This window comes from Mycobacterium sp. GA-2829 (genome assembly GCF_001499965.1).
Classification (GTDB): Bacteria; Actinomycetota; Actinomycetes; order Mycobacteriales; family Mycobacteriaceae; genus Mycobacterium.
Window position 1 is genome coordinate 21809 of the sequence record NZ_LQIT01000050.1, and the last position, 13657, is coordinate 35465.

At 70.7% G+C, this 13657-nt stretch carries 17 protein-coding genes, 1 tRNA gene and 1 riboswitch; of the genes, 9 read left to right on the plus strand and 9 right to left on the minus strand.

The window, feature by feature from the left end:
• The first annotated feature begins 80 nt into the window (after positions 1-80).
• The 3 genes from AU194_RS24950 to AU194_RS24960 all read left to right on the plus strand — a co-directional run bounded on the left by AU194_RS24950 (position 81) and on the right by AU194_RS24960 (position 1094).
• Positions 81-506: a DUF3052 domain-containing protein gene (locus AU194_RS24950; protein WP_059091957.1), complete on the plus strand. Its 426-nt coding sequence runs from the start codon at positions 81-83 to the stop codon at positions 504-506.
• Positions 507-977, plus strand: a complete 471-nt coding sequence (locus AU194_RS24955) for a peroxiredoxin (RefSeq protein ID WP_059091958.1) — start codon at positions 507-509, stop codon at positions 975-977.
• Between the two features lie 45 nt (positions 978-1022).
• Positions 1023-1094, plus strand: a tRNA-Val gene (locus AU194_RS24960).
• An 8-nt stretch (positions 1095-1102) separates the two neighbouring features.
• Here AU194_RS24960 and AU194_RS24965 read toward each other — a convergent pair.
• The 3 genes from AU194_RS24965 to AU194_RS24975 all read right to left on the minus strand — a co-directional run bounded on the left by AU194_RS24965 (position 1103) and on the right by AU194_RS24975 (position 3762).
• Positions 1103-2479 carry an L-serine ammonia-lyase gene (locus tag AU194_RS24965; protein ID WP_059091959.1) on the minus strand — a complete coding sequence of 459 codons (1377 nt, stop codon included), beginning with the start codon at positions 2477-2479 and terminating at the stop codon, positions 1103-1105.
• A 149-nt stretch (positions 2480-2628) separates the two neighbouring features.
• A riboswitch (glycine riboswitch) is annotated at positions 2629-2719 on the minus strand.
• 62 nt (positions 2720-2781) lie between these two features.
• Positions 2782-3177, minus strand: a complete 396-nt coding sequence (locus tag AU194_RS24970; protein ID WP_059091972.1) for a nuclear transport factor 2 family protein — start codon at positions 3175-3177, stop codon at positions 2782-2784.
• Positions 3178-3363: 186 nt separating this feature from the next.
• Complete coding sequence (locus AU194_RS24975; protein WP_059091960.1) at positions 3364-3762, minus strand: VOC family protein; 399 nt, start codon at positions 3760-3762, stop codon at positions 3364-3366.
• Between the two features lie 62 nt (positions 3763-3824).
• Between AU194_RS24975 and AU194_RS24980 the strand changes: the two genes are divergently transcribed.
• Complete coding sequence (locus tag AU194_RS24980) at positions 3825-4859, plus strand: cobalamin biosynthesis protein (RefSeq protein WP_059091961.1); 1035 nt, start codon at positions 3825-3827, stop codon at positions 4857-4859.
• Here AU194_RS24980 and AU194_RS24985 read toward each other — a convergent pair.
• From AU194_RS24985 to AU194_RS24995, 3 genes are read right to left on the minus strand one after another with little or no spacing between them, the layout of a single operon-like run.
• On the minus strand, positions 4750-5562 hold the full coding sequence (locus AU194_RS24985; RefSeq protein ID WP_059091962.1) for an SURF1 family protein: 813 nt from the start codon (positions 5560-5562) through the stop codon (positions 4750-4752). The genes AU194_RS24980 and AU194_RS24985 overlap by 110 nt on opposite strands.
• The gene (locus AU194_RS24990) at positions 5562-6056 is read right to left on the minus strand and encodes a low molecular weight protein-tyrosine-phosphatase (RefSeq protein WP_059091963.1); all 495 of its coding nucleotides are present in this window, start codon (positions 6054-6056) and stop codon (positions 5562-5564) included. The genes AU194_RS24985 and AU194_RS24990 overlap by 1 nt, the downstream gene beginning before the upstream one ends.
• Entirely contained in the window at positions 6049-6726 is a 678-nt protein-coding gene (locus tag AU194_RS24995) for an HAD-IA family hydrolase (protein ID WP_059091973.1), read from the minus strand. The genes AU194_RS24990 and AU194_RS24995 overlap by 8 nt, the downstream gene beginning before the upstream one ends.
• A gap of 128 nt (positions 6727-6854) precedes the next feature.
• Here AU194_RS24995 and AU194_RS25000 point away from each other — a divergent pair, with 128 nt between their 5' ends.
• The 3 genes from AU194_RS25000 to AU194_RS25010 are packed head-to-tail and all read left to right on the plus strand — an operon-like array spanning position 6855 to position 9806.
• On the plus strand, positions 6855-7973 hold the full coding sequence (locus tag AU194_RS25000; protein ID WP_059091964.1) for a Nif3-like dinuclear metal center hexameric protein: 1119 nt from the start codon (positions 6855-6857) through the stop codon (positions 7971-7973).
• A 4-nt stretch (positions 7974-7977) separates the two neighbouring features.
• Complete coding sequence (locus AU194_RS25005; RefSeq protein ID WP_059091965.1) at positions 7978-8715, plus strand: zinc ribbon domain-containing protein; 738 nt, start codon at positions 7978-7980, stop codon at positions 8713-8715.
• Entirely contained in the window at positions 8712-9806 is a 1095-nt protein-coding gene (locus AU194_RS25010; protein WP_059091966.1) for a bifunctional RNase H/acid phosphatase, read from the plus strand. Before AU194_RS25005 ends, AU194_RS25010 begins: the two co-directional genes overlap by 4 nt.
• On the opposite strand, the gene AU194_RS25015 is transcribed toward AU194_RS25010, so the two are convergent.
• Positions 9803-10384, minus strand: coding sequence for a helix-turn-helix domain-containing protein (locus tag AU194_RS25015; RefSeq protein ID WP_059091967.1), 582 nt, complete (start codon positions 10382-10384; stop codon positions 9803-9805). The genes AU194_RS25010 and AU194_RS25015 overlap by 4 nt on opposite strands.
• A 47-nt stretch (positions 10385-10431) precedes the next feature.
• Here AU194_RS25015 and AU194_RS25020 point away from each other — a divergent pair, with 47 nt between their 5' ends.
• Both AU194_RS25020 and AU194_RS25025 read left to right on the plus strand, forming a co-directional pair.
• The gene (locus AU194_RS25020; protein ID WP_059091968.1) at positions 10432-11367 is read left to right on the plus strand and encodes an NAD(P)/FAD-dependent oxidoreductase; all 936 of its coding nucleotides are present in this window, start codon (positions 10432-10434) and stop codon (positions 11365-11367) included.
• Positions 11360-11977 (plus strand): bifunctional 2-polyprenyl-6-hydroxyphenol methylase/3-demethylubiquinol 3-O-methyltransferase UbiG, encoded by a 618-nt coding sequence (locus AU194_RS25025; protein WP_059091969.1) that lies wholly within the window; start codon positions 11360-11362, stop codon positions 11975-11977. Before AU194_RS25020 ends, AU194_RS25025 begins: the two co-directional genes overlap by 8 nt.
• On the opposite strand, the gene AU194_RS25030 is transcribed toward AU194_RS25025, so the two are convergent.
• Positions 11955-12848 (minus strand): CPBP family intramembrane glutamic endopeptidase, encoded by an 894-nt coding sequence (locus tag AU194_RS25030; protein ID WP_059091970.1) that lies wholly within the window; start codon positions 12846-12848, stop codon positions 11955-11957. The two genes, AU194_RS25025 and AU194_RS25030, sit on opposite strands and share 23 nt — an antisense overlap.
• Positions 12849-12858: 10 nt before the next feature.
• Complete coding sequence (locus AU194_RS25035; RefSeq protein WP_059091971.1) at positions 12859-13503, minus strand: dihydrofolate reductase family protein; 645 nt, start codon at positions 13501-13503, stop codon at positions 12859-12861.
• Positions 13504-13657: the final 154 nt, after the last annotated feature.

The window sequence follows — 13657 nt, forward strand, 5'->3', positions numbered from 1 at the left end:
AGCGGCCGCACGTAACCAGTGGGGTGCATGCAACGATAGGGGCTCGAAGTACGGGCAGCACGGCAGAAGGAGGACCGACGGTGGTGGCGGCGGCGGACGCCCCGAACTACGCCCAACGGCTGGGCATCCAAAAAGATCAGGTTGTGCAGGAACTGGGCTGGGACGAGGACGTCGACGACGACATCCGGGCCGATATCGAGGACGCGTGCGGTGGCGAGCTGCTCGACGAGGACGCCGACGAGGTCATCGACGTCGTGCTCATGTGGTGGCGCGACGACGACGGTGACCTGGTGGACGCGCTGATGGACGCGATCACCCCACTGGCCGACGACGGCGTCATCTGGGTGGTCACCCCGAAGACCGGCAAACCGGGGCACGTGCAGCCCGCGGACATCGCCGAGTCGGCGCCGACCGCGGGGCTGATGCAGACCTCGTCGGCGAATCTGGGGGACTGGATCGCCAGCCGGCTGGTGCAGCCCAAGTCCAAGGCAGCGGGGCGGCGTTAGATGGCCGCACTCGAACCCGGCGCTGAAGCGCCCGACTTCACGCTCAAGGACCAGAACGGCCAGGCCGTCACGCTCCGGGACTTCCGGGGTGCCAAGAACGTGCTGCTGGTGTTCTTCCCGCTCGCGTTCACCGGCATCTGTCAGGGGGAACTCGACGAGATCCGGGACAACCTGCCCACCTACGAGAACGACGACACGGTGACGCTGGCGATCTCGGTCGGCCCGCCGCCCACCCACAAGGTGTGGGCGACCCAGAGTGGGTTCACCTTCCCGGTGCTGTCGGACTTCTGGCCGCACGGTGCGGTCGCCCAGGCCTACGGGGTGTTCAACGAGGACGTGGGCATCGCCAACCGGGGCACCTTCGTGGTGGACCGGGAGGGGATCGTGAGGTTCTCGGAGATGAAGGGCCCCGGCGAGCCGCGCGACCAGAAGGTGTGGACGGACGCGCTGGCCGCGCTGCGTTCCGCCTGAGCGATTTCCGCCTGCGGCGGGGTGCCGGGTAGCCTGCCCGGCACGGGGCGTGTAGCTCAGTGGTAGAGCTCTGGTTTTACACACCAGCGGTCGGCGGTTCGATACCGTCCACGCCCACTTTCACCTCAGCACTCCACCACGTTGACGGCGACGTTGATCGCCAGCCCACCCATGGCGGTCTCCTTGTACTTCGTGCTCATGTCCTCGCCGGTGGCGCGCATGGTGTCGATGACCTCGTCGAGGCTCACGTGATGTGAACCGTCCCCGCGCAGCGCCATGCGGGCGGCGTTGATGGCCTTACCCGCCGAGATCGCGTTGCGCTCGATGCACGGGATCTGCACCAGCCCGCCGATCGGGTCGCACGTCAGCCCCAGGCTGTGTTCCATCGCGATCTCCGCGGCGTTCTCCACCTGCGCGACGGTGCCGCCCAGCACCTCGGCCAACCCGGCGGCGGCCATCGCGGCCGCCGATCCGACCTCACCTTGGCAGCCCACCTCGGCCCCCGAGATCGACGCGCGCTCCTTGAACAGCGAGCCGATCGCGCCCGCGGTGAGCAGGAACGTGACCGCGCTGCGATCGGGGTCCGCGCGGCCCGCCCGCGTGTAGTGGGTGGCGTAGTGCAGCACCGCGGGGACGATCCCCGCGGCGCCGTTGGTCGGCGCGGTGACCATCCGCCCGCCCGAGGCGTTCTCCTCGTTGACCGCCAGCGCGACCAGGTCGACCCAGTCGTGCGCGAATTCCGGTGTGCGGTCGGGGTCTTCGGCGCGCAGGCGGTCGTACCAACGCTTGGCGCGCCTGCGTACGCCGAGTGGTCCCGGCAGCAGTCCGTCGCGGGCCATCCCGCGCGCCGCGCAGTCGACCATGACGTCGCGGATGTGGAGCAGTTGGGCGCGGATCTCCGCTTCGGCGCGGCGGCTCGTCTCGTTGCGCAGCGCCACCTCGCTGATCGTCAGACCGTGGGTGTCGCAGATCTCCAGCAGCGCCTGCGACGACGAGTACGCCAGCGGCGGTGCGAACACGTCGTCGGTGGCCTCGTCGTGCTCGCCGACGACGAAGCCGCCGCCGACCGAGAAGTAGGTCGCAGTCGCGACCGTCCGGTCGCCTGCGGTCGCGGTGAACGTCATCCCGTTGGTGTGCCGGGGCAGCACCTCGTCGGGGTGCAGGCAGATGGCGTCCTCGGTCAATGGCACCGGGGTCACGCCGCCGATGCACGTGCAGCCGGTGCTGCGGATGCGCGCCAGCGCCTCGTCGTACTCATCGGTGGTGACCGTCTCCGGACGCAGCCCCTCCAGGCCGAGCAGGACGGCGGCCATCGTCCCGTGGCCGGCGCCCGTCGCGGCCAGCGAGCCGTACAGATCCACGCGCACACCGGACACGTCGCCCAGCACTCCGTCACGCCGCAGGGCGTCGGCGAAGCGCGCGGCGGCGCGCATCGGCCCGACGGTGTGGGAGCTCGACGGGCCGATGCCCACCGAGAACAGCTCGAACACGCTGACGGTCAAGGTGACTCCGGTTTCGTCGTGTCCGGCGGTGACCGGACCTGGAACTAGCCTCCCCGCTCTGTCCTGAAACCTGAGAGTTTGGCGCGTGGGCGCATTCACCTTCGGTACGGCACCGGCGGGTTCGCGCCGATGCCGTTCTCCAGAGTTGCCTCCTCGCTGCGGTACTGGGCCTGAGAGATTCCCGGGGAGGATGTTGCTCCTTCGGCGCCTCCGGTTCGGAGGTTCTCCCGCTGCGTGTCGACGGCGTATGGAGTTGTTCCGCCCAGTGTGGTCGAGGACACCGGACGCGTCAACGCGAGTGCCTACTGCTGGGCTGCGGCCTGCTTGGTGCCGTAGACCTTCTCCATCAGCGCGGTGTCGGCGTGGATCTCGACGCGGACGGTCTTGCCGTCGCGCAGCGTGAACACGTCGGCATCCGTGGTGTGGTTGCCGTCCATGACGACATCGGTCAGGGCGACCACCGTGTCACCGTCGGCGAGCAGCCGGTTCACCCGAACCTCGAGAGGTTTGTCGGCCATCTTGGCCAGGAACGAGCCGAGCTCACCCTTGCCGTGATACGTACCGCTGATTGTGCTGTTGCCGGGCTGTACCCATTCAATGTTGTCGTCGAAGACGCTCATCACCGTTTCGATGTCACCGGCGCTGAACGCGTCGTAACCCCTCTTGACGGTCTCGATGTTGCTTTCCTGTTCGGACATGGCCCACACCCTTTCGTGCCGTTCCATCGGAATGGCTGCGCTGGTCGGGTCCACGGGAGGCGGTCAGACCAGACACCGCCGAATCGATTGTGGACCCGTGACCGTCATGGGGAAAGGGCGCGGGCGGACCGGTAACGCCTGTTATGAGCGCTTTCAATGACAGTGCGCCACAACAGCAAACGCGTGCTAGCCGGCGGGCGGGGCGAAGAATTCGAGTGCGACGCCGTCGGGGTCGCGGAAGCTCAGCCCGGATCCGTAACCGGCGTCGACGATTCCGCCGTGGGCGACGCCGAGTTCGTCGAGGCGGCGCACCCACTGTTCGAGTTCGCCGCGGTCGGCGCAGCCGAAGCCCACATGGTCGAGACCCGGCTCGAATTCGCTGAACTGTCCGTCACCCGCGGGCCGGTCGTGCTGGTGGATGCCGAACAGCGTGCCGTCCCCGAACGCCCACACCAGATGCCGGAAACCCGCGTCGGTGTGCTCGTCGAGTACCGGGTCGGCGTCGAACAGCGCGCGGTACCAGGGACCGCTGGCTTCGACGTCGCGCACCGTGACGGCGACGTGGTTGAGTCCGTTGATCGCCATGGTTCCGTCCTTCCGACTCACGTGGCCACATCGAGTGAAGCACCGTGTGAGACGCTCCCGGCATGGTTTCGCCGATCATGCGTGCCCCTGCCACCGGAATCGCGGTCGGCGTCCTCGCCGATGCGGTGTTCGCGGATCCGCGGCGTTGGCATCCGGTGGCCGGATTCGGTCTTCTCGCAACGCGTTTGGAGCGTCACACCTACCACGACGCCCGGTGGGCCGGCGCGGGGCACACCGTTGCGTTGTTGAGCACCGTCGCGGTCGCGGCACTGGCCGGTGAGCGGGCTGCCCGCAGCGGGCCGTGCACGTCCGTGGCATTCACCGCGGCAGCCACGTTCGCCGCGCTCGGCGGCACGTCGCTGTGCCGGGTCGGCGTGCGGCTCGCCGATCTGCTCGACGACGGCGATGTGGCCGGCGCCCGCCTCCTGCTGCCGTCGCTGTGCGGACGCGACCCGTCGGTCCTCGACGCCGACGGGCTGACCCGCGCGGCCACCGAGTCCCTCGCCGAGAACACCTCCGACGCCCAGGTCGCGCCGCTGGTGTGGGCCGCGGTCGCCGGTGTGCCGGGTCTGCTGGTGTACCGCGCGGCCAACACCCTGGACGCGATGATCGGCAACCGTTCGGAGAGGTACCTCCGGTTCGGTTGGGCCGCAGCACGATTCGACGACCTGCTGAACTACCTGCCTGCGCGGGTGACCGGGGTGCTCACCGCGGTGTGCGCATCTGTGGTGGGCGGTTCGGCCGTCACCGCGCTGCGGGCCTGGCGGCGCGATGCGCACCGGCATCCCAGCCCGAACGCCGGGGTCGCCGAGGCGGCGTTCGCCGGCGCGCTGGGCGTGCGGCTCGGCGGGCCGACGCAGTACGCGCACGAACTGGAGATCCGGCCGACGCTCGGCGACGGCCGCCACCCGGTGCCCGCCGACCTGCGGCGCGCGGTGCGGCTGTCGCGGGCGGTGCAGGTCGCGGCGGCGATTCTCGCGGTGGCGGTCAGCGCCGCCGGCCGTAGCGGTCGGCCAGTTTGTCCTCGGGGGTCGCGGGGGCGGTCGACTCCGCGGCGGCCTTGTCGCGGCGGCGCTGCCGGATCTCGGCGTAGATGAAATAACCGAGACCGATCGGCGCGATGACGCCGAACGCGATCCACTGGATGCCGTAGGACAGGAACGGCCCGGCGTCCAGATGCGGCAGCCCGATCACGCCGAGCCCACCGGGCTGATCCTCGACCAGCTGCAGATACGAACCGGCCAGCGGCACTCCGGTCAGCGCGGACACCTGGCCGGGGTTGATCGCGTACACCTGCACGGTGCCGTTCTCCCGCAGCGGCTCCTTACCCGGGGGCACCGGTTCGGCGTCGCGCAACCGTGCGGTGATCGACACCGGCTCGGTGGGGGCGGGATCGATCGGCGGCACCTCGGTGCCCTGTTCGGGTTTGACGTAGCCGCGGTCGACCAGCACGGTCGGGCCGCCCTCCACGGCGAACGGCACCAGCACCTCGTAGGCCGGGTCGCCGTCGATCACCCGCAGCCGGGCCAGCACTTGGGCCTCGGGCAGGTAGCGGCCGGTCGCGGTGACCCGCTGCCACTGTTCGTCGGGGGCCGCGGAGTCCTGCCGGGGCAGAACCGAGGTCAGGGGGACCGGTTCGGCGGTCACCGAGCGGGCGATCTGGTCGTTCTCGCGCGAGGTCTTGGTGTTCTTGCCCAGCTGCCACGGCGCCAGCACCGTGAAGCACAGGTAGGCGAAGGCGAGCACCACCACGAACAGCGCCAGCCACGCCGGCCGCAGCACGAACGCCCAACGCTTCATCAGCTCGCGATTCCCCGCGTGGCCAGCTGCTCGTCGACCCAGCCGTGCAGACCGGGCAACGCCGCCTCGATGACCGTGAACACGTCCTCGAAATCGTCCTGGGTGCCGTAGTACGGATCCTCGACGTCGAGCGGGTGCGCTGCCGAACGCGGATCGAACGAGCGCAGCATCCGCAGCCGGCCCGCGGGTACCCCCAGGTCGGTGAGGATCCGCACGTGGTTGCGGCCCAGCGCCACCACGAGGTCGGCCGCCAGGTGGTCCTCGTCGAGTTGGGCGGCCTCATGAGCGGTGGGGTAGCCGTGGGCGCGCAGCACGTGCACGGCGCGCGCGTCGGCGGGGTCCCCGGTGTGCCAGCCGCCGGTACCGGCGCTGGTGACCCGCACCGCCTGCGACAGCCCGCGCTCGGCAATCTGGTGGGCGAACATCTTCTCCGCCATCGGGGAGCGGCAGATGTTGCCCGAGCAGACGAACGTGACGTGCAGCGGGTCAGACACCCAGCACCTCCCGCAGGTCGGCGACGGTGTCCACATGCGCGTGCGCAGGCACCCCGACCGCCTCGACGAAGTCGGCCCGGCCGTAGCCCCAGCCGACCACCACGGTGTCGATGCCGTGCACGGCGGCGCCCTCGACGTCGTGGCGGCGATCACCGACCATCAGCACCCGGTCCGGCAGCGGTTCCAGCCGGGACAGCGCCGATGCGACGACATCGGCCTTGGCCGCGCGGGTGCCGTCGGGGCTGGCGCCGGCGATGACCTCGAAGAATTCGTCCAGACCGAAGTGGGCGAGGATCCGCTGCGCCGTCGGCTCGACCTTCGAGGTGGCCACCGCGAGCCGGACGCCCGCGGCCTTCAGATCCGCCAGCAGCGCCGGGATGCCGTCGAACGTGCGGTTCATCGCCCAGCCCCTGGTGGTGTAGTCGGCGCGGTAGGCCGCGATCGCGGCGTCCGCCCGCTCACCGAGACCGAGGGAGCGCAGCGTGTCGGGCATCGGCGGGCCGACGATGCGGCTGACCAGATCGCCGTCCGGGACCGGCGCCCCGACCTCGCCCAACGCATGCCGGAAGCTCGCCACGATGCCCTGGGCGGAGTCGGTCAGCGTGCCGTCGAGGTCGAACAGCACGAGCTGCGGGCGGGTGGCGGTGGGGCGGTCCAGCGTGTCGGTCACGGCACCATTCTCCCCGAAGCCCGCACCGGCCTTCGCGGGGTCGTGCGGCGGCGCCCACGGCACCGCGCACTACTGTCGTGCTGGGTGTTCGACGAGGCCTGCGAGAGGCCCCTGACGGAGGCGATGGGATGAGCGTGCGGCTGGGCGAGGTGATCGATGTGCTCGACGCCGCGTATCCGCCGCAACTGGCCGCCGACTGGGATTCCGTCGGGCTGGTCTGCGGCGATCCGGACGAGCCCGTCGAGTCGGTGACCGTGGCCGTCGACGCCACCCCCGAGGTTGTCGCCCGGGTGCCCGACCGCGGGCTGCTGCTCGCGCACCACCCGCTGCTGCTACGCGGCGTCGACACCGTCGCGGCGAGCACCCCCAAGGGTGCGCTGATCCACTCACTGATCCGCAGCGGGCGGTCGCTGTTCACCGCACACACCAACGCCGACTCCGCCGCCCCCGGGGTCTCCGACGCGTTGGCCGCCGCGCTCGGCCTGACCGTCGAGCAGGTGCTCTCACCCGTGGACTCCGGCCCCGATCTCGACAAGTGGGTGGTCTACATCCCGGCCGAGGACGCCGACGCGGTGCGGGCTGCGCTGTTCGACGCGGGGGGCGGCCAGATCGGCGACTACTCGCACTGCAGCTGGAGCACCGCGGGCACCGGACAGTTCCTGCCGCACGAGGGCGCCTCGCCGGCGATCGGCAGCGTGGGGACGGTGGAGCGCGTCGCCGAGGAGCGCGTCGAGGTGATCGCCCCGTCGGCGCGCCGCCGCGACCTGCTCGCCGCGCTGCGCAGTGCCCACCCGTACGAGGAGCCGGCCTTCGACATCTCCTCCATCGCGCCGATCCCCGGCGATGTCGGGATCGGGCGGATCGGCTCGCTGGCGCGGCCCGAACCGTTGTCCCAGTTCGTGTCCCGGGTCGCCGAGGCACTCCCGGAGACGAGTTGGGGCGTGCGCGCCTCCGGCGATCCGGACGCCGTGGTGTCGCGGGTGGCGGTGTGCGGGGGAGCGGGGGACTCGCTGCTGTCGACGGTGTCGCGCGCCGACGTGCAGGTCTACGTGACCGCCGATCTGCGCCACCATCCCGCCGACGAACACCGCCGGGCCTCACCCGTGGCGCTCGTCGACGTCGCGCACTGGGCCAGTGAGTTCCCCTGGTGCGCCCAGGCCGCGGGCATCTTGGGCGAGCACTTCTCCGATGCGTTACCGGTGCGGGTCTGCGACCTGCGCACCGACCCATGGAACCTAGGTAGGTAGATTCGTGAAAGCTGATGTCTGGCAGCAACATTCACTGCTGCAACTGGTCGAGGTCGACGCCGCGCTGACGCGGGTCGAGCACCGCGTGCGCAAACTGCCCGAACAGGAGGAGCTCGACCGGATCCGCGCCGAACACGGTGCGGCCAACGATCGGGTGGCGACCCTGGGCATCGCGATGGAGGACCTCGACGACCAGGTCGCCAAATTCGAGTCCGAGATCGACGGCGTCCGGCAGCGCGAGAACCGGGACCGCGCCCTGCTCGACGGTGGCAGCGTCGCGGCCAAACAGGTCGTGGAACTGCAGCACGAACTCGAGACGCTCGAACGTCGCCAGGCCAGCCTCGAGGACTCGCTGCTGGAGGTGATGGAACGCCGCGAGGAGCTCGCCGCCCAGCGCACCGCGGAACTCGCGCGCGTCGCCGACCTCGACACCACATTGGCGGAGGCGCAGCGCGCGGTGGCCGACGCGGTGGCCGACCTGGACCGCACCCGGCAGGAGAACCTCACCCGCCGCGAGGAACTGCTCACGGCCCTGCAGCCCGACCTCGTCGAGCTCTACGAGAAGCAGCGCGCCCGCGGCGGTGCGGGTGCGGGCCAGCTGCAGGGCCGCCGGTGCGGCGCCTGCCGGCTCGAGATCGACCGTGGGGAGATGTCCCGCATCACCGCCGCCCCCGCCGACGAGGTGCTGCGCTGCCCCGAGTGCAACGCGATCCTGGTGCGCGCGGAGGGTTTCAAGAAGTGAAGGTGATCGTCGAGGCCGACGGCGGCTCGCGCGGTAACCCCGGCCCGGCCGGCTACGGGTCGGTGGTGTTCTCCGAGGACCGCGCGACGGTGCTCGCGGAGGCTCGGCAGTCGATCGGCCGTGCCACCAACAACGTTGCCGAATACCGCGGACTCATCGCGGGTCTCGAGGAGGCCGCGGCCGTCGGCGCCACCGAGGTCGCGGTGTCGATGGACTCCAAACTCGTCATCGAGCAGATGGCGGGCCGGTGGAAGGTCAAACACCCCGATCTGGTGCCCCTGCACCGGGAGGCGCGCTCGCTCGCCGAGCGGTTCGAACGGGTCACCTACACGTGGATCCCGCGCGCGCGCAACGCCCATGCCGACCGGTTGGCCAACGAGGCCATGGACGCCGCCGCGGGGATCGAGACCGCGCCCGCACCGGTCGAGGCGCCCACCGCCAAGACACCCACCTCGCCCGCCGGCTGGTCGGGTGCGCAGGGGGCGCCGACGCGGTTCCTGCTGCTGCGCCACGGTCAGACCGAATTGTCGGTGGAGCGGCGGTATTCCGGCCGGGGCAACCCCGCGCTGACCGAGGTGGGACGCAAGCAGGCCGACGCGGCCGCCGCCTATCTCGCCGCGCGGGGTGGAATCGACGCCGTCATCAGCTCACCGCTGCAACGCGCCTACGACACCGCGGCCGCCGCGGCCAAGGCGCTCGGCCTCGACGTCACCGTCGACGAGGACTTGATCGAGACCGACTTCGGCGCCTGGGAGGGCCTGACGTTCGGGGAAGCGGCACAACGGGATCCGGACGTACACAGCCGTTGGCTGCGCGACACCAGCGTGGATCCGCCCGGCGGGGAGAGCTTCGACACCGTCGCTCACCGCGTGCGCCGCGCCCGCAACCGCATCATCGCCGACCACGGCGCCGCGACGGTGCTGGTCGTCTCCCATGTCACGCCGATCAAGACCATGCTGCGCCTCGCACTCGACGCCGGCGAGGGCATCCTGTACCGACTGCATCTGGACCTTGCGTCGCTGAGCATCGCCGAGTTCTATCCCGACGGTGGCGCGTCGGTCCGCCTGGTGAACCAGACCGCTTACCTCTAGGTATGCAGGTGGACGCGCTCGCCGTGCGGTCCGAAGATGACGATCGCCTCGGCAGGCCCGTCGACGACACCGAACCAGTGCGGGGTCCACGTCGAGAACTCGACGGCCTCACCGGCTTTGACGATGAAGTCGCGGTCGCCGAGGATCAGCCGCAGTTGCCCCGACAGCACGTACATCCAGTCCTGACCCTCGTGCACCGGTAACTCGGCGGGCGGTTTGCGCCTGCGGGCACTGACGCGGATCTTGAACGCGTGCAGACCGCCCGGCGAACCCTGGCGGGTCAGCGGCCAGTACGTGACGCCGTGGCGTGTATGCGAATCCGACCGCACCCGCGGGTCTTCGGCCTCCTGGCTGCGCAGCAGCTCGTCGGTGGTGACGCCCAGCGCCGCCGCGAGCCGGGGCAGATGGTCGAGCGCCAACCGCCGCTTCCCGGATTCGAGCCTGCTCAGCGTCGACACGTCGATCGACGACCTGGCCGCCACCTCCTCGAGGGTGAATCCACGCCGCCGCCGCAGCTCCCGCAGCCGCATGCGCACCCGCGCGTCGACGCTGTCCTCTTTCGGGCCGTTTGCCTGCATGGCAAAAGAGCTTGGCACTTTCGGGGCGGTCGCGGCAACCTCATGGCATGGACGAGATCTGGGATGGTGTGGTCGTCGGAGGCGGCGCGGCCGGGCTGAGCGCCGCGCTGGTGCTGGGCCGGGCGTGCCGTCGCACCCTCGTGGTGGACGCCGGCGAGCCGAGTAACGCCGTGTCGCACGCGATCGGCGGGCTGCTCGGGCACGACGGGCGCCCGCCCGCGGAGCTCTACGCCGCAGGCAGGCGGGAGCTCGAGCGGTACGGGGTCGAGGTGCGAGCCGGCGAGGTGGCGCGGATCCGGCGTGGCGACGTGTTCACCGTCGAACTCGGCGACGGCACCGTCGTCGCGGCACGGCGCATCGTGCTCGCCACGGGTATGCGTTACCGGCTCCCGGAGGTGCCCGGACTGGCCGAGCTGTGGGGCGGTGCAGTGTTCCACTGCCCGTTCTGCCACGGTTGGGATGTCCGGCGCCAACCCCTGGCGGTCCTCGCCGACGGCGCAAGGGCGGTGCACGCGGCGCTGCTGCTGCGCGGCTGGAGCGACGACATCGTCGCCCTCACAGGCGATCTCGGCGACGAGCGGGCGCTGCTCGAAGCGGTGGGCGTCCGCGTGGAGAACCGTGAGGTCGTCGCGGTGCGGGGCGCCGGGGACGGCGTCGACATCGTGTTCGCCGACGGCGCGGTGCTTACCCGCCGCGGGTTGATGGTCGCCGCGGCGGTGCAGCAACGTTCGCCGCTGGCAGAACAGCTCGGGGTGCGGTTCGGGGAGCCCAATCCGCTGTCCGCCGAGGCGGTGTGGGTCGACGAGTTCGGCCGCACGTCGGTGCCGGGGGTGTTCGCCGCGGGCGACGTCACCGTGCAGTTGCCGCAGGTGGCCGCGGCGGTCGCGGCGGGATCGAAAGTGGGTGCGGCGGCAGTGCAGAGTCTGCTCGCCGACGAGTTCGGATTGCCGGTTCCGGCATGGAAGGAGGACGTCAATGTCTGAGACGGTGCGGTTCTGGGAGGAGCACTACGGCGCCAACGAGCGGGTGTGGAGCGGCCGGGTGAACGTGCAACTGGCGAAGATCGTCGAACCACTCGCGCCGGGACGGGCGCTTGACCTCGGCTGCGGTGAGGGTGCGGACGCGATCTGGCTGGCCGGTCGCGGCTGGCAGGTGGTGGCCGTCGACGTCTCGAAGACCGCACTGGACCGGGCCGCGGAGGACGCCGCGGCCGCCGGTGTCGCCGAGCGCATCCGCTTCGAGTGGCACGACCTCACCGAGACGTTCCCCGAGGGCGGGTTCGATCTGGTGTCGGCGCAGTTCTTCCACTCGCCGCTCGACGTGGACCGCACCGCCGCGTTGCGGCGTGCCGCGGGCGCGGTCGTCCCCGGCGGGTCACTGCTGATCGTCGACCACGGCGCCACCCCGGAGTGGACGTGGAAGGACGGTCAGCCCCACGATCTGCCGACGCTGCAGGAGACCCTCGACTCCCTGGCGCTGGACCCCGGGCAGTGGGAGCGGTTGCGGGCCGACGAGGTCGAGCGCGCCGGGACGAGCCCGGACGGGCAATCGGTGACGTGGGTGGACAACGTCATCCTGCTGCGCCGCCGCTGACCCGGCCCGCGGTGTGGCCGGTGAGGACGACGGCGAGCACGAACGGCACCAGTGCGAGACATAGCAGCACCGTCGTCCCCGTGATGCCGACGGCGTCGCCGAAGACCGTCAGCATGCCCAGCGAGGCGACCATGTTCGCGCCGGCGTGCAGCATCGCACCCGGCCACACCGAGCCCGTCTCCGACCACAGCCAGCCGATGAGGAATTCGAGCAGGATGCTCAGCGGGAGCCACAGCGCCATGCCCCACACCGCGTCCGATACCGGGGCCTCGCCGCCGAAGTAGCCCACCCAGGGCAGCGGCCAGTGCCACACACCCCAGATCAGTCCGGTCAGGAACGTGGTCAGGATGGGGCGGCCGGGGACCAGGCGGTCGCGCAGGTAGGCCGTCCAGCCGTACTCCTCACCCCAGAAGATCGGGGACAGCGCGATGCAGATGAGCGGTCCGGCGGCGAGATAGAGCCAGGCCGAGCCGGTCAGGTCCAGCGTCCGCGGTGACCACATCCCGGTCACGGCGGCGATGCCGACGGCCAGCAGCAGCACACCCCACGGGATGGTCACCGCCGCCGCGTAGTGCCACCACGAACCGCGCAGGTTCAGCCGCAGGCCCGAGTCGCGGAAGCCCTGCCGGGTGATCCAGCGGCGCACCACGCAGGCGGCCAGAGCCGGAACGAAGGCGGCGGTGAGCAATTGGATCACCGGGTCATCGAGCGATCCACCGGCCAGGTACACCCCGAACCAGGGCACCCAGGCGCATCCGAACGCGAGGATCAGGAACCAGCGGACACCCCGGCGCCGCATGGCGCGGGGTTCGGCCCACGCCCTGGCCGCGGGATGCTGTTCTCGGACTTCGGCGTCGGGGAGTGGGCACACCCCTACATGCTTACCGCCAGAACAGGTGGTGGGTCACGCCGCTCGGGCTCGGCACCACCTCGTGGTGGAAACGATCCTCCAGTTCCTCCGGCGATTCCCACAGCCGGGACCCGCCGCCGATCTCGACGTCGTCGGAGACCGCGACGTGCAGCGTGTCGACGAGGTCGGCGGCCAGGAACTCGCGGACGACTGTCGCCCCGCCACCCAACCGGACGTCCTTTCCCTGTGCGGCCGCGCGGGCCTGGGCGAGGACTTCGGCAGGGTGTCCGTCGACGAAGTGAAACGTCGTGTCGGACAGTGTGAACGACGGACGCGGATGGTGGGTCATGACGAAGACCGGGGTGTGGAACGGCGGCGTGTCGCCCCACCAGCCCTGCCAGTCGTGGTTCTCCCAGGGGCCGCGCTGGGGGCCGAACTTGTTTCGGCCCATGATCTCGGCACCGATGTTGTGGGAGAAGTCGCGGGTGAAATAGTCGTCGAGACCTCGGCTGCCACCGGGTTCGGTGCGGTTGGGCCAGCTGGCGGTGGCACCCGCCCACGCGAACATGGTGGCGGGGTCGGCGTGGCCGAAGGGCCGGTCGAGCGTCTGGTTCTCACCGGCGCCGTAGCCGTCGCGCGAGACGTTGAAGTTCTGCACTTTGAGGAGTTGGGGCACAACACTCTGACCGGTGGCCGGGCCGGAACTCATCGCCGACCGCACGGTTGTTGTACGCAAACGCCGAGAAGGCCCGGGGCGGTTTCAAGGCGTCGTTGCAATAGCAGCTGATTCTGATGGGAAGTGCTGCTATGCCACGTCCACCGTTGTCGAG

What these genes read in the sequence shown, in the direction of transcription:
- AU194_RS24955 (WP_059091958.1), top strand. Translation starts at nt 507, where the DNA reads ATGGCCGCACTCGAACCCGGCGCTGAAGCGCCCGACTTCACGCTCAAG.
- AU194_RS24970 (WP_059091972.1), bottom strand. Translation starts at nt 3,177, where the DNA reads ATGTCCGAACAGGAAAGCAACATCGAGACCGTCAAGAGGGGTTACGAC.
- AU194_RS24975 (WP_059091960.1), bottom strand. Translation starts at nt 3,762, where the DNA reads ATGGCGATCAACGGACTCAACCACGTCGCCGTCACGGTGCGCGACGTC.
- AU194_RS24980 (WP_059091961.1), top strand. Translation starts at nt 3,825, where the DNA reads ATGGTTTCGCCGATCATGCGTGCCCCTGCCACCGGAATCGCGGTCGGC.
- AU194_RS24985 (WP_059091962.1), bottom strand. Translation starts at nt 5,562, where the DNA reads ATGAAGCGTTGGGCGTTCGTGCTGCGGCCGGCGTGGCTGGCGCTGTTC.
- AU194_RS25000 (WP_059091964.1), top strand. Translation starts at nt 6,855, where the DNA reads ATGAGCGTGCGGCTGGGCGAGGTGATCGATGTGCTCGACGCCGCGTAT.
- AU194_RS25015 (WP_059091967.1), bottom strand. Translation starts at nt 10,384, where the DNA reads ATGCAGGCAAACGGCCCGAAAGAGGACAGCGTCGACGCGCGGGTGCGC.
- AU194_RS25020 (WP_059091968.1), top strand. Translation starts at nt 10,432, where the DNA reads ATGGACGAGATCTGGGATGGTGTGGTCGTCGGAGGCGGCGCGGCCGGG.
- AU194_RS25025 (WP_059091969.1), top strand. Translation starts at nt 11,360, where the DNA reads ATGTCTGAGACGGTGCGGTTCTGGGAGGAGCACTACGGCGCCAACGAG.